Source organism: Caproiciproducens faecalis (genome assembly GCF_019448085.1).
In the GTDB taxonomy this organism is placed as follows: Bacteria; Bacillota; Clostridia; order Oscillospirales; family Acutalibacteraceae; genus Caproiciproducens; species Caproiciproducens faecalis.
In genome coordinates this window covers 1-26,380 of the sequence record NZ_JAGFNZ010000002.1, presented here as the reverse complement: position 1 = coordinate 26,380, position 26,380 = coordinate 1, and the positions used below count along the sequence as shown (strand labels likewise).

Sequence of the window (26,380 nt, the reverse complement as noted above, 5' to 3'; positions counted from 1 at the left end):
AGTCAGGTGCGAATTGGTATCCTTTATATTGACAGGATGTGATTGTATGGATTCTCGCGTAATTTTTCATATTGATGAATTTCATAAGTGGAATTTACTTCTCAATAATATCAAAAATCTATTGGTTTCCTATGACGATCTTTCCGGCATATTCATAGAAGTTTTAGCTAATTCGGAAGCTGTGAAAGGTTATGTTTATAACAGCGATTTGATTGATACAAACTCACTGGAGTTTTTATCACAGAAAAATGTTGCCTTCGTAGCATGCAACAACGCGTTAAATGGAATGAATATCTCCAGAGAACAGCTTTTCCCATTTGTAAAAGTTGTTCCAGTAGGTGTCAGGGAACTAATCGATAAGCAGCAAGAGGGATATGCATATATAAAGCCATAAATTTTTTGTTGGGATGACGGTATAAGGAATCTGCACCGGCTGTTTCTGTCTACCGATCGCGTTGCCATAGAAAAAAGGGTCCGCGTTTGCGGACCCTTTTTTCTATGGCCGAGGTGACTGGATTCTGGTGTTGGCACGCTGTACCCGCGTTCCGCGAGTCCCTGCAGCACTTAGGGGGAGAGGGGAATTTTGTGTTTCTCCCGATCTGCACCGGCTGGTTCTCACCCAGTCACCCTTTGACTGCAATAAAAAAAGGAATCCGGTTCTCTACCGGATTCCAAATGCTGGTCGAGGCGACTGGATTCGAACCAGCAGCCTCTACGTCCTTGCTGGGGGGTGGGGACATTTTATTAAAATTAAAAATGTGTGCATTTTAAAAGACGGATAATGTCATCGACAGTCAGGGCAAGATCACTTCGGCTGCGCAATTTAGCTTCCTTAAATGGTACTGCGACACGGTTAATGCTAAAAATGGAAGTGACCCCCATATCATATGCTTTTTCAATATTGTCGCCGATGTCTCCAACGACAGCAATGACCGGAACGCCGACTGTTTTTGCGCGGCGTGCAACGCCGATGACAACTTTTCCGCGAAGACTCTGTGTATCCATTTTTCCTTCGCCTGTAAAGACCAGATCAGCCTCTTTTAACAAGTCGTCAAAGTGGACGGTATCCAACACGATATCAATACCGGGCTGCAGCGCAGCATTCAAAAAAGCCGCCACGCCGGCTCCTAAACCGCCTGCCGCACCGGAGCCCGGAATATTGGATACCTCTTTTCCAAGGTCGTTGCGAATGACTTGGGCAATGCTCTGCAAACCCTTGTCAAGTTCTGCAACCATAGACGCGTCGGCGCCTTTCTGAGGGCCAAAAACATAAGCGGCGCCTGTCGGACCGTAAAGCGGATTGTCAATATCACACATGGCCGCAAATTCAATGCCGGAAATCCTTTCAGAAACACTTTCGCTGTTGATACGTTTGACTTTTGAAAGAGTTCCGCCCGTAGGAATAAATTCCTGGTCTTTTTCATCATAAAATTTAACGCCAAGAGCAGCTGCCATTCCTGCGCCGGCATCATTGGTGCAGCTTCCGCCAAGTCCAATAATGATTTTTGTGCACCCGGACTTGACCGCGTCTAAAATCAGTTCGCCCACACCAAAAGTCGTTGCTGCGGCCGGATCCAGATGATCGCCGGCGAGCGGCAAGCCTGCACAGGCCGCCATTTCTATAATGGCCGTACTGTCGTTGATGATTCCGTAGAAAGAATCGACGGGCTCAAAAAACGGCCCGGTAACGGTCAAAGCTTTTTTCACTCCGCCCACAGCTGTCAAAAATGCATCTACGCTTCCTTCTCCGCCATCCGCCACCGGAATGGAGACTGTTTCTGCATCAGGATAATGGATTTCGATTTGTCTTTTCATAATTTCGCATATAGCAGCGGAATCCATTGTGCCTTTAAACGAATCAGGAATTAAAATGACTTTTTTCATGTTCTTAATCTCCTTCGTTATTGTAATCTGTTGAACGTCCCCAAGACTGACTTGAATTCGGAATTCCCGTAACGGCCTTAGAAAGGGAATACTGGGCAAATACACAGTGGGGCACGTTCCATTGTATTGACAACAACAGAACGCGCCCCCGCTGTAGAAAGATTAAATCAGGATTAACAAATTGATTTTATTTGCCAATCTTGGTTCCGGAAACTTTTGCGTAGTAATTTGCCAAACTGCTGTGATCCTCCTGGCCACGTCCGTCTGCATGGAGCGTCTGCAGCATTTCCATTACCGCGGCCGTCAGCGGCAGGGGGGAACCGACGCCGTGTCCCGTTTCGAGTGCATTGTTCAGGTCTTTGATGTGCAGGTCAACTTTAAAGCCAGGTTTGAAGTTGCCGTCGATCATCATTGGAACCTTTGCATTCATTACGGTGGAGCCAGCAAGGCCGCCCTTGATTGCTTCAAAAACGAGCTGCGGGTCTACACCGGCTTTTTTAGCAAGCGTAAATGCCTCTGCGCAGGCTGCAATGTTGCAAGCCACAACGACCTGATTTGCAAGCTTGGTCGTATTGCCCGCGCCGATTGTTCCGCAATATACCGCTGAAGCGCCCATCTTCAGCAGGATGTCCTCTTTGACACCCTCAAATATTTCTTTATCGCCGCCAACCATAATGGAAAGTGTACCGTCGACCGCTTTCGGTTCGCCGCCGGATACCGGCGCATCGATCATTTTAATCCCTTTTGCAGCACAAGCCTTGTTAATCTCCTGGGAAGCGAGGGGTGCAATCGAAGACATGTCGATCAGGACAGTACCGGCCTTCGCACCTTCCAGCACACCATTTTCGCCCATGACCACCGTTTTTACATGGGGAGAGTTAGGGAGCATGGTAATAATCAGGGAACATTGTTCAGCAACAGCTTTTGAGGAAGCAGCAGATTTTGCGCCGGCCGCCACTACATCGTCAACATTTGCCTGAACCACATCGAACACGACTAATTCATGTCCGGCCTTCATAAGATTTTTTGCCATGGGTTTCCCCATAATGCCAAGTCCGATAAATCCTATTTTCATGAAATCAGTTCTCCTTTTTGATAATGATTACAGCAGATTCTTTGCCTTATCTACAATATTTTCTGCGGTCAGCCCGTAATGTTCCATGAGTTCCGGAGAACCATAGGCCGACTGTCCAAAGACGTCCTGTACCGCGACATAATCCATGGGTACGGCGGATGTCCGCAGGGACAGTGCAACGGCAGAAGCAAGACCGCCGATGTAATTATGTTCTTCAGCGGTTACCACCGCCTTAACAGATTTCGCGATTTCCGCCACACCTGCATAATTAAATGGTTTCATAGTGGAAACATTGACCACTTTTGCAGAAATTCCCTGAGCTTTTAAAAGTTCGGCAGCCTTCATGGAAGCGCTGACCATGGAACCCTGCGCAAAGATTGCAACGTCAGAACCCTCGTTGAGCACACGCAGTTTTCCAATTTCAAATTTGTCATCTTCACCGATATAATCGGGAAGATCATTTCTGACAACGCGGATGTACACCGGGCCGTCGATTGCAGCAGCCATACGTACCGCCTGACGTGTTTCAGTAGCATCACAGGGGGTCAACACTGTCATATTCGGAATTACGCTCATCAGTGCGACATCTTCGATATCCTGATGGGTGGAACCGTCGCCGAAATCGGAAAGACCGGAAGAGGATCCGCAAAGTTTTACATTCAGCTTTCCAATGGAGATCGTCTGCCGAATCTGGTCATAAGCTCTGCCGGTAGCGAAAACCGCGAAAGTGCTGCAAAACGGAATTTTTCCGCTGGCAGCCAGTCCGGCTGCTGTAGAGAGCATGTCCTGCTCCGCAATACCCATTTCAAAGTAACGATCAGGATATGCCTGCTGGAACAGGCAGGACATAGTGGATTTACCAAGATCCGCTTCAAGAGCGACCACGTTTGGATTTTCAGCGCCCAGTGCGACGATTTCCTCACCATATGCTAAACGCTGGCTTTGTGTCTTACTCATATCTGACACATCCCCTTTCTTATAAAGCTGCGAACTGGGAATCCAGTTCTTTCAGCGCGGTTTCATATTGTTCTTTTGTCAAAGAGCCATTGTGGAAGCCAACTACGTTTTCCGCAAATGAAATGCCCTTGCCTTTAATGGTATGTGCGATGATAACAGTCGGCATACCCTTAACGGTATCCGCTTCATCAAAAGCAGCGAGAATCTGTTCTACGTTGTGACCGTCAATTTCAATGACATGCCAGCCGAAACTTTTCCATTTTTCCGACAGCGGATCTGTATTGAAGCGGTCGGCGCAGGCGCCGGTAGCCTGTAAGCAGTTTTTATCAATGATACCGACGATGTTGTCAATCTTGAAACTGGCGGCCGCCATAGCGGCTTCCCAGATCTGACCTTCGTCCATTTCACCGTCACCCATAATGCAGTAAACTTTATTATCTTTTTTGTCAAGGCGCATCGCCAGTGCCATACCGTTGGCAATGGAAAGGCCCTGACCCAGTGAACCGGTGCCCGCCTCAATGCCGGGGGTCTTGCAGCGGTCAGGATGCCCCTGCAGACGGGAGCCGAGTTTTTTGCAGGTGCTCAACTCTTCAACGGGGAAATAGCCGGTTTCTGCGAGTGCTGCGTACTGTGCGATAGCAGCGTGGCCTTTACTGTATATAAATTTATCGCGGCCTTCCCACTGCGGATTCTTCGGATCGAATTTCATTTTATGTCCGTAAAGCGCGGCTACAATGTCGGCGCTGGAGCAGGAACCGCCTAAATGGCCGACATGCCCTTCTCCGCCAATCATATTGACAACATCACGACGGATATTGATTGCCAGTTTTTTAATTTTTTTCACTGTATCCTGATTTGTCATAATAATAATTACCTCCTATGTTCAATTATGCGACTGGAAACCATACTGACAAGTATGGTTTATTTAATTTGCCGGTAACATCATTTATTACTGCACATACTCTCCAATGTTTTCTGCACATGTTCCCGCATAATGTCCTTTGTCCGTTTAACGTCGTGTGCTTCTATTGCCTCAAGCAGCTTTCCATGATAGTAGATGCCGATGTCGCTTCCGAGATGCTCTACAATCTGTTCCATAGCGTTGCTCAGTATTTCTCTTAAAATGTTATGGGTGGCAATAATCAGTTCGTTTTTGGTCATCTCCGCAATCTTAAAATGGAAATCCAAATCAAGCTTGGCAAATTGATGCCGTTCTTTATCTATTTCAATCGTCTTCATCTCATTGTAGAGTGCCCTCAGCTGTGCGATTTCCTCCGGTGTTGCCTTTTCGGCGGCGAAGCCCGCGGTTTCCACTTCCACCATCTGCCGAAATTCAAGTACTTGTCGGATATCGAAATCGCCTAAATAAGCGATTGGCATAATACTGTTCATGATTGGGGACAGGCTTGCTTCTTTAATATACGAACCCTCGCCGGAACGGGTATCAACCAGTTCGAGTACGGACAATTTCTGCATTGCCTGCCGCACCGTAATTCTGCTTACCCCAAAACTGGCCGCCAAATCATTTTCAGAGGGTAGTTTCTGCCCAGGTTTCCAGGCTCCCTGTAAAATCTGCTGTTTCATTTGCTCAAACACCTGATCGCTTATCCTCTGGTAGACAATCGGTTTAATTTTCATTGTTATACCCTCCTGCGTATCTGCTAATATTACATTATAGATATAATGATACTGCCTGTTTCGAAATATTGCAACAGGCTGTTTTATAACAATGCAACCGAATGCCAATATCGATTTAGGCCGAAAAACTGTGTATTGCAGCTTAAGAATCTACAACAACCACCTTAATCAACTCACCTGGGTCATGCGCCAGTTTATAGAAATAGTCCGGAGCCTGAGCCAGCGTAATTTCTTTGCTAATAAGCGGAGCAACATTGAGTTTTCCCTCGTTGAGCAGTGAGACGACTGTTTTAAATTCTTCGTAACCGTAAAGGAAAGAACCGTGAACGGTCAGTTCGCGTGTAACGATTTCCTGCATGTTGATCTCTACCATGGGTTTGTTATTGCCGATCCAGACAGCTGTTCCGCCAAAAGCCAGCGCTGACATTGCCTGTTGTACGGTCGGGGTCGCGCCCACCGCTTCAATCGCCACATCCACACCTTTGCCGTCGGTGTTCGCCATAATGATTTCTTTAAAATCCTGTTTGCTGGGGTTGATAAGCACGTCTGCTCCCATGCTGCGGGCAACCTCTAAACGGGAATCGCTCAAATCGGAAACGAAGATTTTACGGGGATTCTTCATTTTTACACATGCCAGCGCCAACAGGCCGATTGTTCCGGTGCCGACCAGAAGAACATTTTTTCCGCTCAGATCTCCGGCATGCCCCACTCCGCGGTAAGATACAGCCAGTGGCTCCATTAGACTGCCGATTGCATAAGGAACATTGTCCTTCACTGTAAAGCAGCATTTTTCAGGTACACAGATATATTCGGCAAATGCGCCGTCCACATCCAGAACACCGAACGCGCGTTTGTTAAGACACAGATGAACATCGCCTTTTTTGCACATTTCGCATTCTCCGCAGAAATCGACCGGATAAACCGCAACCTTTTCGCCAATTTGGCGGCCGGTTACACCCGCGCCCAGCTCCACGACCTCGCCGGCGAACTCATGACCCATCATCATAGGCTCAAGCCGCCGCCCGGTCAAGCCCAGATAACCATGTACGTCGCTGCCGCAGATACCGCAGGCTTTGACTCTCAGCTTGACTTCGCCCTGTTTGGGGGAAACATCGGGAACATCCTGATAACTCAATTTATTTGGTCCTTCGTATACAATACCTTTCATGCAATTATCCTTTCGTTTTTTAAGGCCTGGGAGACGTCGTGGAAACCGATCCGGACGTTTCCTACCAATTTTAGAAAAACTATATGATATTGTGCCAACATCATGATTACGGCAGCTCCGCCTCCTTTTGTCTTCAACCGCAAGCATTGCTTGATTGTCACAGTTGATGCTTCATATCACCTTACCAGGTGTATATCCTGTTGAACAGCCTGCCTGACAGCCTGTAATACCGCCTTCTGTGCATATTATAGTATTATATTGAAATAAAAGTCAACGTTTATTTAAATTTTGTTAATGTGTACAACGATTTCTCCTATTTATTGCCTTTTGTTACAATTCGGCTTTTTTAACCCGCTTTCTCATTCTCCGGATAGAATCGCATTCATTCAGAATTTGCAGGCCGGACTGATGAATAGGGAGCAGATGCGATAGATTGAAGCCTGCAATGGGGACGGCCTTCCGATTAGTTGTATTATACTGTATTAAAAGGATACTATACTGAGTATTGGACAAACGATTTTTTACCTATCATATTTCTCGCCCCTTCTTTTATTAGTTATAATCACCAAATATTTTCCACAAATGTTTATGGTTATATGCATTGACATTGAGAAATGATATTATATATAATAATAACAGCAACCTGTGATACAGGTAGTTGTCTTATAAGCAGTATAGTTAGACACAAACCATCAGAAAATGTGGTGATTGCGTTGATTGAGCGAATACAGCATATCAGCCTGAGCAGTCAGGTGCTGGAACAGATGAAACTGAGGATACGTTCACACGAATGGCCGCCGGCGTCAAAACTGCCGTCGGAGAGCGATTTGAGCGCGATGTTCGGGGTTTCGCGGGTGACGATACGAAACGCGCTGCATAGGCTTGTCGGGTTAGGGCTTATTGAAACGCGACTCGGTGACGGGTCATATGTTGCTACAATTGATGAAAGCAGCGGGCTGAACAGTTTAATTCCGGTTGCATACTTAGAGGAAAACATCGAAAGCATTCTTGAGTTCAGACGCGAGTTTGAGTCCGGCGCCTGTGCAATCGCGGCGGGGCGCGCAGAAACGGAAGATATAGCAGATTTGCGGGACATGCTCGCGAAAATGCTCGCTTTGCAAAACGATCGTTCTGCGCTCGCGGACGCTGATTTGAAGTTTCACTACCGCATAGCCGCGATATCGCGCAATAGCCTGATTATCAAGACATACGAAATTATCAGCGAAGTTTATTCAGCGCATATGAAACGGGTAGTGCGGGCTATCGGCGGAGAGGCTGGGTGTTATTACCACGCCATCATCGTGGACGCGCTCGAAGCCGGGGACGCGGAGAAAGCGCGTAAATTTATGTATGAACACATTGCGGCGAATGAAAAATTTCTGTTAAAAGGGAAATAATAAGGCCTTAAATGCTAATAATGTGATTTGGGGTTTATGCGCCGTCTTGGCGCTGAACGATATTATAGCGAAATTGAAAAGGGGATGCATTATGAAAAAGAAACTGGCACTTATTCTTGCTGCGATTATAGCGTTTTCCGCTGCGGCGGGATGCTCTGGCGGCAAAGCGTCAACGTCAAGTGGGACGGCTCCCGCAACGTCAAGCACAGCAGCTTCCACTGATACGGGGAAATCAGGGGATCCTGTCAAGTTCCTTGTTTACGCCTGCGTATCGGGCGGCACGTCCGAATCGGGTCGTCAGTGCACACTCGCGGCTGAAACGGCGCAATGGTACATTAACGAAAAACTCGGCGGTTTCCCATCTTTGGGTGGACGCCCAATCCAAATTGAAGTTCTCGACTCTACATCCGATGCGGCTACGGCAACTTTGCCGCTTGAGCGTGCTCTTTCCAAAGGCGGCTACACGAGCGTTATTGGCAACTCCAACTCGTCCATCGCATTGACTATGCTTCCGATACTTGAAAAATACAAGGTGCCCACAGTCACGGGCGCGGCGGCGAACAAAGCTGTTTCCGACCAAGGATGCTCTTTCGTGTTCCAACCGGCGGCTACATCAAGTTCGTTCATTCCTACACAGCTTGACTTCCTCGCTGATTACGCGAAGCGTATCGGCAAAGACGTCAAAGATCTGAAACTCGGTCTGCTCTATTCCAATGATGCTTGGGGCACAGACCAGTCCAACAATACGCGCAAACAGGTTTCTGAGCGCGGACTCAAACTCGTTTCCGATGAAGGCTATGAGGGCAGTTCGTTTACAGACGCGACCCCGCTGATCACCAAGATCCAGAATGCGGGCGTTGACGTTATCCTTCCGAGCGCATACCCGAACGACCTCAAACTGATCTTTACGGCGATGAATACACTGAACTATCACCCGCTCGTAGTCGGCGGCGGTGCAGCTATGACCTGGCCGTCACTCTATAAAGATCTTGGCGATAAAGTAAACGGTCTTACTTCTGTTGACTCCTGGTGCTGGGATCAGAAGGGCGCAAAGGAAAACGCCGGCTGGATGGAAATGAATGCCCACTATGAAGAGAAGAACAAAGAATTCCTCGCAGGTCAGGGCGGACCGACTCTCTTCTCCATCATGCTTGCTTACGAGGCAGTTGAAAACGCGAAATCCGACGATCCTGTTAAGGTTCGCGACGAACTTCGCAAGCTCAACAAAAGCAACAGCAAATGGTTTGGCGTAATCAACGGCGACGGCGATTTCGATGACACAACAGGTCTTAACACCGGTTCCCGCGCTATCATCCTGCAGTGGCAGAACGGCAAACCTACCAGCGTATATCCACAGGAATACGCGACAGGCGTATTGCTTAACCCGGATACAATGAAACCTTTCGAAAAGAAATAAAAACTTGAGTGGAGACGGGCGCGCGGCACGCGCCGCGCGCCCGTCCTTAATCTTTCATTTACGCATCGCGTATTTTGGAAATCACCCCCGTAAAGAGGAGAATGATAAAAAATGCTTCAGGTTATAATTAATGGGCTGTTAATCGGCGGGGTTTATGCGCTGGTCGCCGTGGGAATAACAATGATTCACGGTGTTATGAAAATAGTCAACTTCGCACAAGGCGATTTTTTGGCTATGGGCCTTTATTTTACTTACGCGATGTATTCGCTGATGCCGCAGGGAAGCCTGCCCTACTGGCTTCTTGTTCCGGTGGGCGCGGCGATGTACCTCGCGGGCTGTATTTTCTTTTCCACCACCATCAAAAAGGTGATCGGCAAGGGCGACAGCAACTATATTCTGCTGACGATAGGGCTGTCTTATATCATACAGAACGTGATACAGCTAATTTTCGGGCCCGACTTTAAGAGCGTGGCGGTATCTGACCAGCTCCGTAATGGGGCACTTGCGCTCGGAAGTGTGTCGCTTTCTACAGCGAGGGTTATCGCGTTTATTGCTGCTGCGGCGTTTGCCGTGTTCGTCAACTGGTTCCTCGCCTCAACCGACATCGGCAGGGCTATGAGGGCGACGAGCGAAAACCGCGTAATAGCAGAATCCCTCGGAATAAAGACCAGCATAGTCTTTATCACGGCGTTCGCTTTAGGAACAGTTTTTGCGGGAATTTCGGGACTGCTCATCTCTCCGATATTTTTGCTGTCGCCTAAAGTAGGCTCCCAGTTTTCTATCATAGCAATGTCTGCAATGGTTCTCGGCGGATTGGGCAACATCAAGGGCGCGCTGATCGGCGGTCTGATCATCGGGCTGGTTGAATCAATGACAAGTTCCTATGCTGGTGTGCTTCTCTCTCAGGCGGCAATCAACGCAGTGCTGATGCTGGTGTTGATAATCAGGCCATACGGACTTTTCGGAAAGAAAGGACGTGCGTCGTAATGATTAAGAATATTTTCAACCCGGCGACCATCAAAAAGCACCCGGTTGCGCTGGCATTTATGGTAATATGCCTGATTTTCCCGTTTGTGATAAGCAGGACTTATTTTACGCGTGTGCTTATGGAAGTATTCTTCTTCGCCGCGCTTGGAAACGCCTGGAATATCATCGGCGGATACGGAAAGCAGACCTCGTGGGCTTCATCAATTTTCTTCTCAATCGGCGCGTATACAACCATCATACTGTTTGCCGGTTCGGGGCAGGCGGGCGGAAAAATTATTCCCGCGCTTGGCATTTCCCCCTGGATAAGCGTATGGCTCGGAATCGCGCTGGCTCTTTTGCTCGCCGTTGTCATCGGCTGGCCATGCTTCAGGCTTCGCGGAGTGTTCTTCTCCATAGCGACCATTGCCTGTACAACAATCTTTCGGCAGCTGTTGATTTACTTTGAGCGTTTCACAGGCGGGTCGCTCGGACTTACTTTCAAAATCCGCAGTGGCAACACCCTTTGGGGGCTGCATTTCGACACGGATCTGCCTTACTATTTCGTGGCGTTTATATGGATGATTATCACCACGCTGATTGTCGTTTATATTGACAGCCACAAACTCGGGTATTATCTGAGGGCTATTTGTGAGGATCAGGACGCGGCGGAATCGCTCGGAATGAAATCGCAGAACGTCAAACTGAAGGCCTTTCTTATTAGTTCAGCGATGATGGCGTTTACCGGAATGCTCTACGTTTTTAAGACCGGCTTTGCCGATCCGAACACGCTTGCATCTCAGGATATGTCGGTGCGTATCGGCATCGTAGCAATCCTTGGCGGTATGGGCACAATCTGGGGACCGTTGGTTGGCGCACTGATCTCAATACCCCTGCTGGAACTCTCCAATGCCTATTTGCAGGATTTGGGCGGCGGCGGCGCGGGCTGGGCACTTTACGGTCTGCTCATCGTGGTTATGGTTCTGTTCAAGCCGAACGGCATCGTTTCAATTGTTGAAGATATTAAGGCGAAGTACTTCGCTAAAAAGACGGTCGGGGGTGACAGAATTGCCTGAAAACTGTAAAAAAATAATCGAACTGAAAAATGTGGATAAGTCTTTCGGGGGCGTACACGCCATCAATAATTTGAGTTTCTCCATATACGAGGGGGAAATCCTTGGACTTATCGGACCGAACGGCTGCGGTAAAAGCACGTCCGTCAACCTTATGACAGGCGTTTATATCCATGACAAAGGCGAAATCCTTTATTATAACGCCGACGGCAGTTCCGTTACGCTCAAAGAACAGTCTGTGCCGAACAGGGCTAAACTGGGTATGGGAAGAACTTTTCAGACCCCAAAACCTTTCTCGGATTTGACCGTGTTTGAAAATATTTATACGATCGCTATGCTGTATAACCGTACGCTCAAAGAGGCGTATAAGGCAGCGGAAGAGATTCTGAAGTTTGTGCAGCTCGACGACATCGCAGAGCAGAAATGCACCAAATTGCCTATCGAAAAGCGCAAATGGCTTGATATGGCGCGCGCACTTGCAATTCGCCCGCGAATCCTGATGCTGGACGAGTGCCTTGCGGGGCTTACACCCAGCGAGATGGAAACAAGCCTTGATATGGTTCGCAAAATCAACAAGCAGGGGATAACGGTTCTGTTTATCGAGCACGTTATGTCTGCTGTCACGAAACTGTGTAACCGTGTGGTGGTTATGGAGGAAGGTCACTTTATGACAGAGGGCGATCCCCTTGAAGTTATGAAAAAGCCTGAGGTTATCAGAGCGTACTTAGGGGAGGATTACAAAAATGGAGATGCTTAAACTCGAAAAGGTCTGCGCCGGTTACGGCGACCTAAAAATCCTCTTTGACATCGACCTTTCGGTAAACGAGGGCGAGGTTGTGGCACTTGTCGGTTCAAACGGCGCAGGCAAAACAACGATCCTCCGCACAATATCGGGCGAAGTGAAAATTCAGTCGGGATCGATTTCCTGGTTTGGCAACGATCTTGCGTCAAAACACGCTTATTCCCGTGCTGAAATGGGCATTGCCCACATCCCGCAGGGGCGCGGTATCCTCAGCAATCTTTCCATTACAGATAACTTGATTCTTGGCTCTTACACAAAGCGCACAAAGTCAAAACGGCAGGAACTGCTGAAAATGGTTTTCGATACATTCCCGATTCTTAAGGAGAGACAAAACTATCTTGCCGGTACGCTGTCAGGTGGTCAGCAGCAGATGCTTGCCATCGGGCGTGCGATGATGATGGAACCGCAGCTTCTCATCCTCGACGAGCCGTCACTCGGGCTTGCGCCAATCGTCGTGGACGAGGTGTTCCATATCCTGAAAAAAATGAAAGAAAACGGCTCGTCAATGCTTATTATCGAGCAGAATCTCGTTAAGGCGCTGCAAATTGCCGACAGAGGTTACGTCTTGGAAACAGGAAAAGTCGTAATGGCCGACAATAGCGCAGAACTGCTCGCCAACCCCGACATACGCAAGGCGTATTTGGGAATTTGACAATTGACAGTTGTCAATATATGTATCGCTTTGCAGCGAATGGTATTGAGTCGTGGGACTTGGTACGGGTTTAGAATTTAGATTCAGCGAGGGCGGCCGCGTTGCGGCTCAGCCATACATATCGTGCGGGAGTGCGAATATTGCCTTTCGGGCAGCAATAACCGGCGGCATTCAATCTTCCGCGCGATTGTAAAATTTGTATTCTCTGCGGCAAAAATGTCTGCCGCAGGTATGAAATGTGAAATGGGGGTTGATTTTTTATGGCATATCCCAAAGAGTTATTGGATAGCATCAAAGCAAAGGCACAGACTTTACGCCGCGACGTGGTAATCAGTATGGGAGTGGGTCACGCGGGGCATCTCGGCGGATCGGGCTCTTCCGCAGATATTGTCGCAGCTCTGTATTTTCACAAGATGAACCACGACCCCAAAAACCCGAAGAAACCCGACCGCGACCGTTTTCTGCTCAGCAAAGGACACGCGGCGATCCTGCAATATTCGGCACTTGCCGAAGCGGGGTATTTTCCTGTTGAAGAGCTGAAGCACACCAAGGAAATCGGCGCGATGCTGCAAGGGCACCCCGATGTCCGCAAAACTCCCGGAATTGAGGCCGGTACAGGCTCTCTCGGGCAGGGACTTTCCATCGGTCTCGGCATGGCACTCGGACTTAAAGCGGATAAAATTCCCGCGAACGTCTATGTAATATGCGGCGACGGCGAAATCGCCGAGGGTCAGATTTGGGAAGCGGCTATGGCGGCGAAGGTCTTCAAAGCGGATAACCTTGTGGCCATAGTAGACCAGAACACATTGCAGGCGCAGGGTAAGGTATGCGATCGTTTTGACACAAACCCCCTGCCTGAAAAATGGAAAGCTTTCGGCTGGAATGTCATTGAGATAGACGGGCACAACATCGAAGAAATCCTCACAGCGCTCGATGCCGCCGACGAAGTCAAAGGACAGCCGACGGTAATTATCGCACACACAATCAAAGGTAAGGGCGTCAGCTTTGCCGAGGGTGTTGTAGGCTTCCACAACGGTACTCTGACGGAAGAAACATACCAAAAGGCTCTTGACGAGCTGAAAGCGTAAGGGGGGCTTGATTATGGGTTATGTAAACCAAAGAACGGCATTCGGCGAAACGCTTGTTGCGCTCGGTGAAAAAAATAACAATATCTTTGTGCTTGACGCTGATCTGGGCGGCTCTACGATGGGGAAACTGTTTGAGCTGAAATACCCGGAACGTCACCTGGAAATGGGTATCGCGGAAGCGAATATGACTTCTGTCGCGGCAGGGCTTGCCCAGACCGGAAAGATTCCGTTTGTCAACACGTTCGCCGTATTTGCGGCTGGACGTGCCTATGACCAGATTCGCCAGACAATTGCGATCGGCAAACTCAATGTAAAAGTCGTCGGTTCGTCCGCGGGGCTTTCCGACTTCGGTGACGGCGCGACCCACCAGAGCGTTGAGGACATGGCGATTATGAGAGCAATTCCCAATATGGTTGTTATCAACCCCGCCGATGCCAATGAAATGGTAGAGGCAACAAAGGCGATCGCAGATTACTGCGGCCCTGTTTACCTGCGTGTTAACCGCAATGACTACGATAATGTTACCCCAGAGGGCAAGCCGTTCAAGATTGGCGAACCATCTGTGCTCAAAGAGGGCAAAGACGTTGTTGTGTTTGCGACGGGATACCCGGTAAGCCTTGCACTCGCGGCAGCGGAAGCGCTGAAAGACGAAGTTTCTGTCAAAGTTGTCAACGTTAGTACAATCAAACCGCTGAACGACGAGAAAATCATCGAGCTTGCCGCAGATTGCGAAGCCGTTGTCACAGCGGAGGAGCACAACATCGTTGGCGGATTGGGCAGCGCTATTGCGGAAGCACTGCGCAAGTCCCGCAAACCGATTGAGTTCGTCGGCGTTGAGGACACATTTGGCTGTAGCGCGCACAATTACACCGAGCTGCTCGAACATTTCGGCATTACGAAGGATCACATCGTCAAGGCGATTTTATCGGTAAAATAAAGGCCGGAAATAACGCCAATTCAGCGGATACAAAAGGAAAATTCTCTTTTTACGGAGGTTTATGGATATGAAAATAGGTTTTATCGGACTTGGCATTATGGGGAAACCCATGGCAAAAAATCTTATGAAGGCCGGACATGAATTAGTCGTGTTCGATGTAGTGCAGGCAAATGTTGACGATGTAGTGGCGGCCGGTGCAAAATCCGTTGCTTCCTCAAAAGCTGTTGCTGAACAGTGTTCCCTGATTATTACCATGCTCCCTAACTCCCCCCATGTAAAAACAGTGGTCATGGGCGAAAATGGTGTGCTGGAAGGCGCGAAGGCCGGTACCGTCCTGATCGACATGTCCTCGATTGCACCGCTCGCTTCTCAGGAGATTCACAAAGCCTGTGCTGCAAAAGGGATTAAAATGATCGATGCGCCGGTATCCGGCGGCGAGCCGAAAGCGGTCGACGGTACGCTTTCCATTATGGTTGGCGGCGATAAAGAAATATTTGAGAGTGTCAAAGAGGACATTTTGCTGAAGATGGGCGCTTCAGCGGTATATTGTGGAACAATCGGTGCGGGCAATACGACCAAGCTTGCAAATCAGGTCGTTGTGGCCTGCAACATTGCAGCCTGCGCAGAGGCATTTACGCTGGCTAAAAAAGCCGGTGTAGACCCGCAGCTTGTTTTTGAAGCAATTAAGGGCGGTCTTGCGGGTTCCACCGTAATGAACGCAAAGGTTCCAATGATGATCGACGGCAACTTCAAACCTGGCTTTAAAGTTGACCTGCACATCAAAGACCTGAACAATGCACTCGAAACCGGACACGGCGTCGGTTCCCCGCTGCCGCTGACAGCCGCGGTAATGGAAATGCTGCAGACGCTCCATGCAGACGGACGTGGTCAGGAGGATCACAGCAGTTTGGCAAATTACTACGCGAAAGTTTCTGGAACGAAGATTGGCAAATAAAATAACAAGAAACTATTATGCGCGGGGACGGCTTTCGCAGCTGTCCCCGTTTAGGGGAGGAATTTTTAATGGGTGTAGCTGAAAATTTACTTAAAATGTTTTCGCTTGAAGGAAAAACAGTCCTGTTCACAGGAGCGGGCGGCGGCATTGGTGGAGAACTTGCGTCGACGCTGGCGGGAGCGGGTGCGTCCGTCGCGCTGTGCGATATCAACGCCGAAGCTTTGGATAAGCGCAAAAAACTTATTGAAGACGCGGGCGGCACAGCGTCTGCCGTTATTCTTGACGTTACAAAGCGCGAGAGCATTGACACGGCGGTAAAGGCTGTCGTGGCTGAATACGGGAAGATCGATATTCTTGTAAACTGTGCAGGAATCAACAAGCGCGAGGGACTTGTCGACGTTGACGAAGCTACCTACGACAGAATTATGGCGATCAACCTCAAAGGCGCATTCTTTGTTTCACAGGCTGTCGCGCCATATATGAAAGAGAAAAAATGCGGAAGCGTCATCAATATTGGCTCGCATAACACAGGGCCTGTCCTGGGTGGTTGTTCTGTTTACGGCGCAACAAAATGCGGACTTCTTTCGCTGACACGTTCTATGGCTGTGGAGTGGGCAAAATACAATATCCGCGCCAACTGCATCAGCCCCGGGCACATCAAAACGGATCTTACAACTGTGACTTGGGCGCACCCGACGCGCAGCAAATACCTGCTCGACCGCATCGCGCTTAACCGTCCCGGTTATCCGGAGGATATTGCGGGCGTGTGTCTGCTCCTCGCTTCGGACGCTTCCTCCTACATCACCGGCTGCGAATACCGCGTTGACGGCGGTTGCGTCTGCGGTGGTCAGCCTTGGGATTATGACACAAACTTTTAACCGTTTGAGATAAAAGCGGTTACGGACATAAAGTCAAGCGAGTCTGTTATTCTTTCGTAGGGATAGGCTCTACCGGTTTAGGTAAAATTGTTGATCTGATAAGAATTGGCAAAAAGAAGCGGTGGTAACGCATAACGATACCACCGCTTTTTTGGCCGTACGAAAAGGGGAGTCGCTTGGTTGGCGGCTCCCCTTTGGACTACTAAACTACATCATAGCCCTGATCTTCAATCTCTGATTTAATCTGGTCCGGCGAACTTTTCGCAGGGTCATACTCCACTTCCACGGTTTTGGCGTCCAGACTGACCGAAACGCCTCCAATTCCCGACAGTGCGCTGACTGCCTTAGTGATTGACCTGACACAATGCTCGCAGGACATACCGTTTACATTGAATAATATTTTTTCCATACTGACTCCTTTTGTTTATTTACTGTAAATTAAAGGGTTTTAAAAATTTATACACATCTGTGGGTTTTCCGTCTATATCGACTTTCACTGTGGTGTAGACCCAACCCTTGACCTTATCGGGATTAACCCCAGCTGCAATCAGCGGCTCGGGGTTCAGGACAAATACGATGTCCTTGTCCTGATTCTCGTTCGTAGATTTGTTGATTTTCATGTCTTTTGCCCATTCAAACAGATTCCCGTTGCCAAGATTTACATTGTAATGGTCCAAAGCCGTATGGTAACCGATAGAGCTACGGTATTTGCCAACAATTTGCTCATAGGCTGCAAGAGGCGTCGGGTCGCCCTTATAAGTCAGCTTATTATTTCCCAATTTGGTTCCAACCATCAGCATCTCATCATATGCCGCATAATTTTTCGGCAGTTTGCTTTTATCAAGTCCGGCATTTACAAAGGGTTCCGCATCAAATTCAAGCATCACATCATGCAGAGGGCTCTTGCTGTAATCCTCGCTCCAAATGAAGCGAACGGAACCGTCGGGAGCTGCCAGTGACCAGCCCGCGTTTGTTTGGTCTGCTGTTACTTTATCCGGTACTGCTTTTAATATACTTTCAAACGAGGTAATGGATTCCTTTCCCACCACGTCCAGATTGCCGCCTGCCGTCTTAAAGATAACTGTTAGCAATACAGCAACTATAACGACGGCCGCCCCAACAGCAATCATAACCTTTGAATTTTTTTCATGTTGATACCTCTCTATTCTTTCTCGTTGCTGCTTTAAATCTCTTCAGACGCAGCGCATTTGTCAGTACGGAAACCGAACTCAGGCTCATGGCCGCGGCAGCAAAAATCGGGTTGAGCAACGGCCCGCCGAACAAATACAGAACACCTGCGGCAATCGGGATTCCTATTACGTTATAACCGAACGCCCAAAACAGGTTTTGCTTAATGTTGCGAATGGTCTTTTTACTAAGCTGAATGGCAGTCGGGACATCCATCAGATCGGAGCGCATCAGTACGATGTCTGCGGACTCCATTGCCACATCAGTGCCGGAGCCGATTGCAATCCCGATGTCGGCCTGCGCCAGAGCGGGCGCATCATTAATGCCGTCGCCTACCATTGCTACCTTCCGGCCCTCGGCCTGCAGCTTTTTAACTTCATTTGATTTGTCCTGCGGCAGCACTTCCGCGAGCACACGGTCAATTCCAACCTGCTTTGCAATTGCGGCGGCGGTCTTTTTGTTGTCCCCGGTAATCATGGCAACCTCAATCCCCATTTTGTGCAGGCTTTCAATTGCCGCTTGGCTGCTTTGCTTTACAACGTCGGCCACAGCGACGATTCCGGATAATTTGCCGTCCAAGGCGACATACATGGGTGTTTTACCTTCCCCAGCCAGCTTGTCGCTTGCATTCTCCAAGGTTACAAGGGAAATCCCCCGTTCATCCATCAGCTTACGGTTTCCTGCCAGCACAGCCCTGCCGTTAATTTTTGCTTCAATTCCCCGCCCTGTGAGAGATTCAAAGTTCTCTACCGAAAGGAGCTTCAGTCCCGCATTCTCCGCGCCATGAACGATTGCCTGGCCGAGGGGGTGCTCGGATCCTTTCTCTGCCGACGCTGTTATGCGAAGAAGATATTCTTTTTCGATTCCATCCGCGGGAAGCACATCTGTTACAGCAGGCTTACCCTCAGTAATGGTTCCTGTTTTATCAAAAATGATCGTGTTGATTTTATGCGCGGTTTCCAGTGCTTCACCGCCTTTGATCAGAATTCCGTTTTCGGCTCCCTTGCCTGTTCCAACCATAATAGCGGTGGGAGTCGCGAGGCCCAATGCACAGGGGCAGGCGATAACCAGAATGGAAATAAAGATCGTGAGGGCGAATTCCAGATTGCCGCCGGTAGCAAAGTACCACACAATCCCGCCCAGTAGGGCGATCATACTAACGACGGGAACAAAATAACCGGATACAATATCCGCCATTTGTGCAATGGGAGCTTTCGACCCCTGCGCATCCTCCACCAGCTTGATGATTTGTGCAAGGGCGGTATCGCTGCCGATTTTCTCAGCTTTAAACTGAATGGTACCCGTAGTGTTCAGAGAAGCGGTGTAAACAGGGTCGCCGGCTTTTTTATCCACCGGCATGCTCTCCCCGGTCAGCATAGATTCATCAATCGCGGTGTGTCCTTCCAAGACAGTACCGTCAACGGGGATCTTCGCCCCCGGTTTGACTACAAGGATATCGCCGATTTCCACTTCATCAATGGGAATTTCCTTTTCCATACCATCCTGCATAATAATTGCGGTTTTCGGCGCAAGCCCCATAAGCTTCTTAATGGCTTCGCTCGTCCGGCCTTTTGAAACCGCCTCCAGCGTTTTGCCAAGCAAAATCAGAGTAATGATTACGCCCGCTGTTTCAAAGTACAGATGCTCCACTGCCTTGAAGTTTCCCTGCGCGATCTGCCATGTGTTATAGATACTGTACAGAACTGCGGCAGTTGTGCCGATCGCAATCAGGGAATCCATATTGGGGCTGCGCTGCCATAGCGATTTAAATCCGATGGTGTAAAATTTATATCCCACGCCGATCACTGGAATTACCAGCATCAATTCCGCCAGTGCATAGATCAAGGAAAACTGCATCGGGTCAAGCCCCGCCGGGAAAGGCAGCCGAATCACTTTAATCATCGGCACCATGGCAATGTACAAAAGCGGAACAGAGAACATGGCGGAAACAATGAACTTTGTCCAGAGAATCCGGATTTCTTTTTGCTTTCGTTTTCGATCCTCGTCTGCCGCGTCCGCTTTATTGATTTCTAAGGCTTTGTATCCAGCTTTTTCAATCGCTTCCCGAACGGACGACAGCCGTGCTTTTTGTGGCTCATATACGACTGTAGCCTTTTCTGTGGCGAAATTAACAGATGCGCTCGTCACGCCATCCACTTTTTTAATCGCTCTTTCCACACGCTGGGCGCAGGCGGCACATGTCATGCCCCCTATTGGGATGGTAACACTGCTGTTGTCGGTTTTTTCAACGACTTCATAGCCGATTTTTGCCACAGCCTCTTTAATGGCGGTAAGCTGTACAACGCTGTCGTCGTATTCCACGAACAGCTTTTCGCTAGCAAGGTTAACCGTAGCCTGACCGATACCGGAAAGTTTGCGCACCGTTTTTTCAATTCTTTGCGCACAGGCGGCACACGTCATTCCCCTTATACTCAATACCTGACTATCCATAAATATATCACCTCTCCAAATTTCACAGTGTGTTTTGATTAGTCATTGCGTCTTTTATCTTCGCTATAATCAGCCTCTTTTTCTTTCGGTTTTTCCCGCATAAAAAATAGCGCAGCGATTATGCCAATGGCAGGTAAAATACAATGCCAATGACTTATCAGAAACTCCATATTCATTCCCCTCCTTCGAACTCAGCAGTTTAGGTCTGTTGACTGTGATTGAACCCCGGATCATCCCCATTTTTACTGGCATGCCAGCTTGGGGTCATCCTGATATTAACGTATTAATGTGGAGATAAAATGGAGATAGGGCTAATTAATATTAATCTATACAAAAAAACTCCGTGTGGGCTTTAAACCACGCGGAGTTTTGTTTTTACATTGTCTTTCAAAACAGATAGTGATATTATTAAATAAATTACGAGTATCGAAAATTTTTAATATCGTATTAATAACAGAGAGGTGAGTAAATGGATGAAAACATGATTTTGCACCGGATAATTGGCCTTGTCCAGTATAAGGATGCATATCAACTGCAAAGCTCGGGAATCCAGCCGCAGGATATGTATGTACTCGAAAGAATTCATTTTCATAAAACAGTCCAGATCAGAGATCTAACAAAAAACTATGGTATTCCGCCGTCCACCCTTACCGGAATATTGGACAGGCTGGAACGCAAAAAGTATATTCAGCGTGTCAGAAAGGATCGTGACAGGAGGGCGATTGAACTTGTGACAACTGATGAAGGAAATATCATTTTACAGGGGCATATGCGTGAAGACAGGCTTTTTGCGCGGAATATGTTTCATACCCTTCCGTCTGAGCAGCGTCAGCAGCTTTTGTACCTGTTGAATGAACTGCTCAGCAATGTGAGTAAAGAAACCCTGTTTCATGAAGGTAAATAGAAAGGGGGGCTTGTGTTGACTCAAATAGAGTTTCAGGACGTTTCGTACAGCAATGATGAAAAATCCATACTGAAAGACATATCAATCAGTATCGAGCCGGGCGACTATGTTTCCGTCATGGGACCTTCCGGCAGCGGGAAAAGCACCTTGTTGAAGCTTTGCTGCCACCTGATTAGCCCAACCGGAGGCAGGATTTTGTTTAACGGTGACGATCTTATGCAGCAGGATCCAATTGAAGTAAGGAAGAAAATCAGCTACTGTTTTCAAACGCCTACGCTTTTTGGAGAAACGGTAGAGGATAATATATCGTTTTCCTATGCAATCCGTAAACAAAATGTAGATCGGGAAAGGGTGCATTCTCTCTTTTCCCGGTTTAATATGAGCCAGGATTATCTGGGTCATAAAATTCAGGGCCTCTCCGGTGGGGAGAAGCAAAGGATTGCCCTGATCCGGACTTTACTTTTTATGCCCGATGTTTTGCTGCTGGATGAAGTGACTTCCGCTCTTGATGCCGATAACACGCTCATCGTGGAAAAAGCGATTGAGGCGCTCAATGGGGAAGGGGTAACTATCCTATGGGTTACACACAACCCTGAGCAAGGCAGAAAATACGCCGGAAAGCTGTTGACCATTGAGGACGGCCAAATAAATTCGCTGGAGGAACTTAAATGAACAATGCCAACATCAGTATTGGTTCCCTTCTGATCGCGTCTTCTCTTGTGATGGTATCTTTGCTGTTTTCCTATTTTCAAAAGCTCAAGCTTGAGAAAGAAACCATCATCAGTGTTGTCAGAGCTGTTATCCAGCTTATTGCGGTCAGTTATATCCTTGAGTATATTTTTGGCCTGAACAATCCGTTATTTACGACACTGCTGGTATTGATTATGACGTTTAATGCCGCTTATAACGCATCCAAAAGAGGAAAAGAAATTAAAAACGGGCTGCTCGTCTCATTCGTATCAATTGCAGTTGGAGCTGGGATTACCCTGTCCATCCTTGTTTTTTCAGGCGCGATAAAATATCAGCCCAACCAGATCATACCAGTCAGCGGGATGATTATAAGCAATGCTATGGTTGCGCTTGGACTATGCTTCCGCCAGCTGTCTTCCGATTTTAAAAGCAGGCGGGACGAAGTGGAAACCAAGCTTTCACTGGGCGCGGATATCTTGCCGTCCTCTATTGAGATTATCCGCAATTCCATCCGGACGGGTATGATTCCTACGATTGATTCAGCCAAAACGCTTGGGATCGTTTCATTGCCGGGCATGATGACGGGGCTCATTCTTGCGGGAACATCTCCTCTACTGGCTATCCGGTATCAGATTTTGGTAACCTTCATGCTGATGTCGACAACCGCTATTTCCTCATTTATGGCCTGCTATCTTTCTTACAGGGGCTTTTTCAATAAGCGGAAGCAGCTGCAATAAGGATACGGAAATTTAATAATGTAAAACCGATAACTAAAACCGTGAAACATACATGAGAATGGGAAGCAGTGAGCTGAAACCTCACTGCTTCCCATTGCATTTGTAAATTTATACTCATTCCGTAGATTCTATCAATAGTTTACTTGTATCATACATAACTTTTGCATGATTTCTTTTAATCAACTCTTTTGTGAAAAGCTTACCGGTTTTCTTATCAAAACATTCTCTATAGATACAGTTGTTGCGAAACACTTCGTCCTGCTCTTTAGAGAAAAATTCTTCTTCCGCTTTGATATGATATTTGTATGGAAGCTCTTTATCCGTCCTTAGTTCCCCACATAAATATTCTGGCGTAGTATAGACGATGAGCTGAAAGACATTCTCAGTTGTATTTTTAAAGCAGTAATCAAGATAGTTGTACATAATAGAAGTCCCCACTCCAAAAGGAATTTGCCTGCCATAATCCGGAAACAAATCCATCCCGTCATGATGATGATGTTCCGTAATCTGCATAGGGGTATGTAGGATCATCCAATGTATTAAATTTGTGAATTGGCACATACCGCCGCCAATATCTTTCCCTACTTGCCCGCTATTGATGGTCAAACCTTCTCTATATCCTTTTTTTGCTGTGCATGGGCCAACTAACTTCCAAAATGAAAAGTATTCTCCGGGACGTATTAAAACATTTGACACTTTAGGTGCGGCAATACTTAAATTTACCGCTTTATTTTCTTGTAGCTGTGCATCTACATTTCCCAGATTTCGACGAATTAAAGATTTATGACTGTATACCAAAACAGGCAAAGTATCACTACTCTTTTTTACAGCGAATTTTTTAAAGGAGAACAAATTAAAAATATGGCGAACAACTCGGCACCTCAGTAAAGATATTTTATATGTAAATGGCGATATCTCACAGAAAAGTTTTCGCTTTTTTTCCATACTCTAATTCTCCTGTCGTCAACCTGAAAATTAAAATGCCTTTGCTTCTGCTGCTTGCCTTGTTCTTCCGGCCAAACGGGTGGATCATACGGTATATCATCTGTTTCTACAAACAAAAGAATCATTCCATCAAACCTTTTCATGTAAATCAAAAACCGTGCTGTTTGAGTCCCTCAACAATTTGAACGTAAACATCGCAAATATCCCGAACACGACCGGCTTGTACCTTTTTGGCCAGCCTTTTCCTGCGTATGTCTACTTCATCCGCGTGAGAAATCCCACGGTTGGTGCTTCCTCGTAGAACACCTCGAAAATTCGTCCATTTTGCAGACATCGGGGTAACAAGGCCGTCATTTTCACCCTCGATGATGGAAACCACAAAATGTGGAGCAGCCAAAATAAAATCACTGAACGAATTCTTCATCACAGCGGCATAGCTTTGATAATATACACTCTCGGAATCGGGATTCTGTCTATTGAATTCTTCGGCAAAATATGTGGTAAACTGGCGACATACCTGATGGAAATCCGGATTCCGATCTCCTAGAATTCGAAACCACAGGTTGATAAACACAGACACCGGACGAAACAGCATCACCGGTAGCTTACAAACCAAATCCATGGTTCTGGAGCCGTGATGGGGGCAACCTATGGTTGTTAGGCTGGCGATATGGTTCGACAGACCGAGGGTAGAGATTATGTATCTTGCTTCCATGCCGCCCTTGGAATGCGCAATCAAATTGACTTTTTCTGATCCGGAAGTTGCGAGTGCCTCCTCTATACTTTTCTTCACTGTTATTGCGTTTTGCTCAATGGTTGCCCAGCTGTCTTGATGTCCGTAATATATTTCGCAGCCGTAATTCATCAAAATCTTCGGGATCCTGCCCCAATAATTCAGCCATTTCCTATCACGGAACCCTGTACCATGTATAAGAATAATCGGGTAGTTCGTTTTGCAGCGGTTATCAAAAGTCATCAGACGTCATCACAATCCTCAATGTAAATCCTGATAGATCATTGGCGTTTTATTTATGGCGCGATGGCGCACAGTAAATTGCAAATCACTATGATTACATTATAACGAAAACAGTTTTAAGCAGAATTAGAAAATCATTAATAATAAATTAGAGATGCATTATTTAAACACAATGCGTAGCTTCAAAGGAACGGAAGACACTGTACTCATAATTTCAATCTACAATAAAAAGTTTTGCACCTTTTTCTGTATGTGAATTTACTCAGGAAATCTATTCTTTTCTCAATATTTCTTTAGGTGGTTCAATCTCATAGGAAATAGTATGCTCGGTAAGTTCTGATAATAGCTTAACCTTCCTGTTTATCAATGGTCTCATGCAATTCGGAACATGTTCTTGGTGTGCCCTGTGAATGGCTACACATTCTTTACAATTTCCATGATAACGGCACGCTTTTTTACATGGACAATGGTCTTTGGTCTTATACTCTTCCCGAAATTCCGAAGCAAATTCTTCCTGTAATCGTGACCCTTCTTTTCTATCCCCACGATGAAACGCTTCCATTGCCTCAATTTCTTTTGGATTATTATCGATAATCATTTCAAGCCTCCACAAATTTCTATTATCTCTCTTAATATTATATAATAAAGAGCAATTACAATTTTTGCTTATAGCTATCATACAAATAATTAAGGTTAAAATCCTAATTCCTGATCCACAAAGATAATTTCACACTTCATACCCCGTGGTACTCGTTCAATTACCGAGATAATGCGGCAAATTCGGTCAGGACTGTTGCAATTATAGCATTTATCTCCCTTAACTGCGCATGGTGTTTTTGCGCCCAGTCGTCTGGCATTTAAGGGGGCAGCTACATTTTTACACCGCGAATAGGCTTCGCTGATATTAGCTGTAATTTTATTTCTCCCTATAACGTAGTAACAGGATTGAGGGCCAAAGGCAGTCATGGCAACACGATTTCCCGTTGCGTCTATATTAACAATCTCTCCAGTTTCCGCTATTGCGTTTGCACTGGTTATATAAGTATCCGCACAATTTGCAAGTTTCCGCACTGCCAAGCCTGGAATCTTATTGTGCCATATGACAGCATTTTTTTGTTGCAGAGCCTCAAACAGTCCCATTTCCCTTAAAGTTTCACTTCCGCCAAATCCAATGGTTTGATTTTGTAAAACATCGGCAAGATAACAGCAAGCCTCTTCCTTTGTTGAAAAAAACTGTGTTGTAAATCCATGCCGCTCAAAGTTTTGCCTTATCTGCGAATATTCCATAAATTCATCTCCAACCTTACTATTATTACTCTTATGCAAATTCCTGTTTCATTGCGTGCTATACATTATGATAGGTAGGGGGGCCCCGAAAAATTTCCCATACATATATTAATATAATAGCACTATAAATATAAAATGCAAAGAAAGAAAAGAAAATGGTATCTGCACCGGCTGGTTCTCACCCAGTCACCTTTTAACTATAATAAAAAAGGAACCCGGTTCTCTACCGGATTCCAAATGTTGGTCGAGGTGACTGGATTCGGGTGTTGGCACGCTGTACCCGCGTTCCGCGAGTCCCTCCAATACCGAAAGGGAAGA

Annotated in this window: 28 protein-coding genes; 14 read left to right on the top strand and 14 right to left on the bottom strand. The window is 47.1% G+C overall.

The window, feature by feature from the left end:
- Positions 1-46 precede the first annotated feature (46 nt).
- On the top strand, positions 47-394 hold the full coding sequence (locus tag J5W02_RS04485; protein ID WP_219964488.1) for a DsrE family protein: 348 nt from the start codon (positions 47-49) through the stop codon (positions 392-394).
- 356 nt (positions 395-750) lie between these two features.
- Here J5W02_RS04485 and J5W02_RS04480 read toward each other — a convergent pair whose 3' ends face one another.
- The 6 genes from J5W02_RS04480 to J5W02_RS04455 form a co-directional block, all read right to left on the bottom strand.
- The gene (locus tag J5W02_RS04480; RefSeq protein WP_219964487.1) at positions 751-1,884 is read right to left on the bottom strand and encodes a glycerate kinase family protein; all 1,134 of its coding nucleotides are present in this window, start codon (positions 1,882-1,884) and stop codon (positions 751-753) included.
- A gap of 187 nt (positions 1,885-2,071) precedes the next feature.
- Positions 2,072-2,959 carry a 2-hydroxy-3-oxopropionate reductase gene (garR, locus tag J5W02_RS04475; protein WP_219964485.1) on the bottom strand — a complete coding sequence of 296 codons (888 nt, stop codon included), beginning with the start codon at positions 2,957-2,959 and terminating at the stop codon, positions 2,072-2,074.
- Positions 2,960-2,986: 27 nt separating this feature from the next.
- Positions 2,987-3,916, bottom strand: coding sequence for a transketolase family protein (locus tag J5W02_RS04470; RefSeq protein WP_219964484.1), 930 nt, complete (start codon positions 3,914-3,916; stop codon positions 2,987-2,989).
- A 19-nt stretch (positions 3,917-3,935) separates the two neighbouring features.
- Positions 3,936-4,778 carry a transketolase gene (locus J5W02_RS04465; protein WP_219964483.1) on the bottom strand — a complete coding sequence of 281 codons (843 nt, stop codon included), beginning with the start codon at positions 4,776-4,778 and terminating at the stop codon, positions 3,936-3,938.
- A gap of 80 nt (positions 4,779-4,858) precedes the next feature.
- The gene (locus tag J5W02_RS04460; RefSeq protein WP_219964482.1) at positions 4,859-5,554 is read right to left on the bottom strand and encodes a FadR/GntR family transcriptional regulator; all 696 of its coding nucleotides are present in this window, start codon (positions 5,552-5,554) and stop codon (positions 4,859-4,861) included.
- A 142-nt stretch (positions 5,555-5,696) separates the two neighbouring features.
- Positions 5,697-6,689, bottom strand: a complete 993-nt coding sequence (locus J5W02_RS04455) for a zinc-dependent alcohol dehydrogenase (RefSeq protein WP_255575568.1) — start codon at positions 6,687-6,689, stop codon at positions 5,697-5,699.
- Positions 6,690-7,423: 734 nt separating this feature from the next.
- On the opposite strand from J5W02_RS04455, the gene J5W02_RS04450 reads away from it, so the two are divergent.
- From J5W02_RS04450 to J5W02_RS04405, 10 genes are all read left to right on the top strand, one after another.
- Positions 7,424-8,119 (top strand): FadR/GntR family transcriptional regulator, encoded by a 696-nt coding sequence (locus tag J5W02_RS04450; RefSeq protein ID WP_219964480.1) that lies wholly within the window; start codon positions 7,424-7,426, stop codon positions 8,117-8,119.
- A gap of 22 nt (positions 8,120-8,141) precedes the next feature.
- Positions 8,142-9,536 carry an ABC transporter substrate-binding protein gene (locus J5W02_RS04445; RefSeq protein WP_219964479.1) on the top strand — a complete coding sequence of 465 codons (1,395 nt, stop codon included), beginning with the start codon at positions 8,142-8,144 and terminating at the stop codon, positions 9,534-9,536.
- 111 nt (positions 9,537-9,647) lie between these two features.
- Positions 9,648-10,523, top strand: coding sequence for a branched-chain amino acid ABC transporter permease (locus tag J5W02_RS04440; protein WP_038323600.1), 876 nt, complete (start codon positions 9,648-9,650; stop codon positions 10,521-10,523).
- Positions 10,523-11,575: a branched-chain amino acid ABC transporter permease gene (locus tag J5W02_RS04435; protein ID WP_219964478.1), complete on the top strand. Its 1,053-nt coding sequence runs from the start codon at positions 10,523-10,525 to the stop codon at positions 11,573-11,575. The genes J5W02_RS04440 and J5W02_RS04435 overlap by 1 nt, the downstream gene beginning before the upstream one ends.
- Complete coding sequence (locus tag J5W02_RS04430) at positions 11,568-12,329, top strand: ABC transporter ATP-binding protein (RefSeq protein ID WP_219964477.1); 762 nt, start codon at positions 11,568-11,570, stop codon at positions 12,327-12,329. The genes J5W02_RS04435 and J5W02_RS04430 overlap by 8 nt, the downstream gene beginning before the upstream one ends.
- Complete coding sequence (locus J5W02_RS04425) at positions 12,316-13,026, top strand: ABC transporter ATP-binding protein (protein ID WP_255575566.1); 711 nt, start codon at positions 12,316-12,318, stop codon at positions 13,024-13,026. The genes J5W02_RS04430 and J5W02_RS04425 overlap by 14 nt, the downstream gene beginning before the upstream one ends.
- 260 nt (positions 13,027-13,286) lie before the next feature.
- Positions 13,287-14,114 (top strand): transketolase, encoded by an 828-nt coding sequence (locus J5W02_RS04420; protein ID WP_219964476.1) that lies wholly within the window; start codon positions 13,287-13,289, stop codon positions 14,112-14,114.
- A gap of 13 nt (positions 14,115-14,127) precedes the next feature.
- Complete coding sequence (locus J5W02_RS04415) at positions 14,128-15,051, top strand: transketolase family protein (RefSeq protein ID WP_219964475.1); 924 nt, start codon at positions 14,128-14,130, stop codon at positions 15,049-15,051.
- Between the two features lie 40 nt (positions 15,052-15,091).
- Complete coding sequence (garR, locus tag J5W02_RS04410) at positions 15,092-16,006, top strand: 2-hydroxy-3-oxopropionate reductase (protein ID WP_330659711.1); 915 nt, start codon at positions 15,092-15,094, stop codon at positions 16,004-16,006.
- Between the two features lie 68 nt (positions 16,007-16,074).
- Positions 16,075-16,884, top strand: a complete 810-nt coding sequence (locus tag J5W02_RS04405; RefSeq protein WP_219964473.1) for an SDR family NAD(P)-dependent oxidoreductase — start codon at positions 16,075-16,077, stop codon at positions 16,882-16,884.
- A gap of 202 nt (positions 16,885-17,086) precedes the next feature.
- Here the strand turns inward: J5W02_RS04405 and copZ are convergent, their stop codons facing one another.
- Genes copZ through J5W02_RS14695 form a run of 4 tightly spaced genes read right to left on the bottom strand, consistent with a single transcriptional unit; the run spans position 17,087 to position 20,693 of the window.
- Positions 17,087-17,293 carry a copper chaperone CopZ gene (gene copZ / locus J5W02_RS04400; protein ID WP_219964472.1) on the bottom strand — a complete coding sequence of 69 codons (207 nt, stop codon included), beginning with the start codon at positions 17,291-17,293 and terminating at the stop codon, positions 17,087-17,089.
- Between the two features lie 19 nt (positions 17,294-17,312).
- Positions 17,313-18,014: a hypothetical protein gene (locus J5W02_RS04395; RefSeq protein ID WP_219964471.1), complete on the bottom strand. Its 702-nt coding sequence runs from the start codon at positions 18,012-18,014 to the stop codon at positions 17,313-17,315.
- Between the two features lie 16 nt (positions 18,015-18,030).
- Positions 18,031-20,523 (bottom strand): heavy metal translocating P-type ATPase, encoded by a 2,493-nt coding sequence (locus J5W02_RS04390; protein WP_219964470.1) that lies wholly within the window; start codon positions 20,521-20,523, stop codon positions 18,031-18,033.
- A gap of 38 nt (positions 20,524-20,561) precedes the next feature.
- Positions 20,562-20,693 carry a hypothetical protein gene (locus tag J5W02_RS14695; RefSeq protein WP_255575564.1) on the bottom strand — a complete coding sequence of 44 codons (132 nt, stop codon included), beginning with the start codon at positions 20,691-20,693 and terminating at the stop codon, positions 20,562-20,564.
- A 299-nt stretch (positions 20,694-20,992) separates the two neighbouring features.
- On the opposite strand from J5W02_RS14695, the gene J5W02_RS04385 reads away from it, so the two are divergent.
- The 3 genes from J5W02_RS04385 to J5W02_RS04375 are packed head-to-tail and all read left to right on the top strand — an operon-like array spanning position 20,993 to position 22,854.
- Positions 20,993-21,427, top strand: a complete 435-nt coding sequence (locus J5W02_RS04385; protein ID WP_219964469.1) for a MarR family winged helix-turn-helix transcriptional regulator — start codon at positions 20,993-20,995, stop codon at positions 21,425-21,427.
- Positions 21,428-21,442: 15 nt separating this feature from the next.
- Positions 21,443-22,099, top strand: coding sequence for an ABC transporter ATP-binding protein (locus tag J5W02_RS04380; protein ID WP_219964468.1), 657 nt, complete (start codon positions 21,443-21,445; stop codon positions 22,097-22,099).
- Positions 22,096-22,854 carry an ABC transporter permease gene (locus J5W02_RS04375; RefSeq protein WP_219964467.1) on the top strand — a complete coding sequence of 253 codons (759 nt, stop codon included), beginning with the start codon at positions 22,096-22,098 and terminating at the stop codon, positions 22,852-22,854. Before J5W02_RS04380 ends, J5W02_RS04375 begins: the two co-directional genes overlap by 4 nt.
- Positions 22,855-22,968: 114 nt before the next feature.
- Here the strand turns inward: J5W02_RS04375 and J5W02_RS04370 are convergent, their stop codons facing one another.
- The 4 genes from J5W02_RS04370 to J5W02_RS04355 form a co-directional block, all read right to left on the bottom strand.
- Complete coding sequence (locus J5W02_RS04370) at positions 22,969-23,799, bottom strand: VanW family protein (RefSeq protein WP_219964466.1); 831 nt, start codon at positions 23,797-23,799, stop codon at positions 22,969-22,971.
- A gap of 148 nt (positions 23,800-23,947) precedes the next feature.
- Positions 23,948-24,775, bottom strand: coding sequence for a lipase family protein (locus tag J5W02_RS04365; RefSeq protein ID WP_219964465.1), 828 nt, complete (start codon positions 24,773-24,775; stop codon positions 23,948-23,950).
- Between the two features lie 271 nt (positions 24,776-25,046).
- On the bottom strand, positions 25,047-25,373 hold the full coding sequence (locus tag J5W02_RS04360; RefSeq protein ID WP_219964464.1) for an LPS biosynthesis protein: 327 nt from the start codon (positions 25,371-25,373) through the stop codon (positions 25,047-25,049).
- Between the two features lie 95 nt (positions 25,374-25,468).
- The gene (locus J5W02_RS04355; protein WP_219964463.1) at positions 25,469-26,062 is read right to left on the bottom strand and encodes a lactate utilization protein; all 594 of its coding nucleotides are present in this window, start codon (positions 26,060-26,062) and stop codon (positions 25,469-25,471) included.
- Positions 26,063-26,380 lie beyond the last annotated feature (318 nt).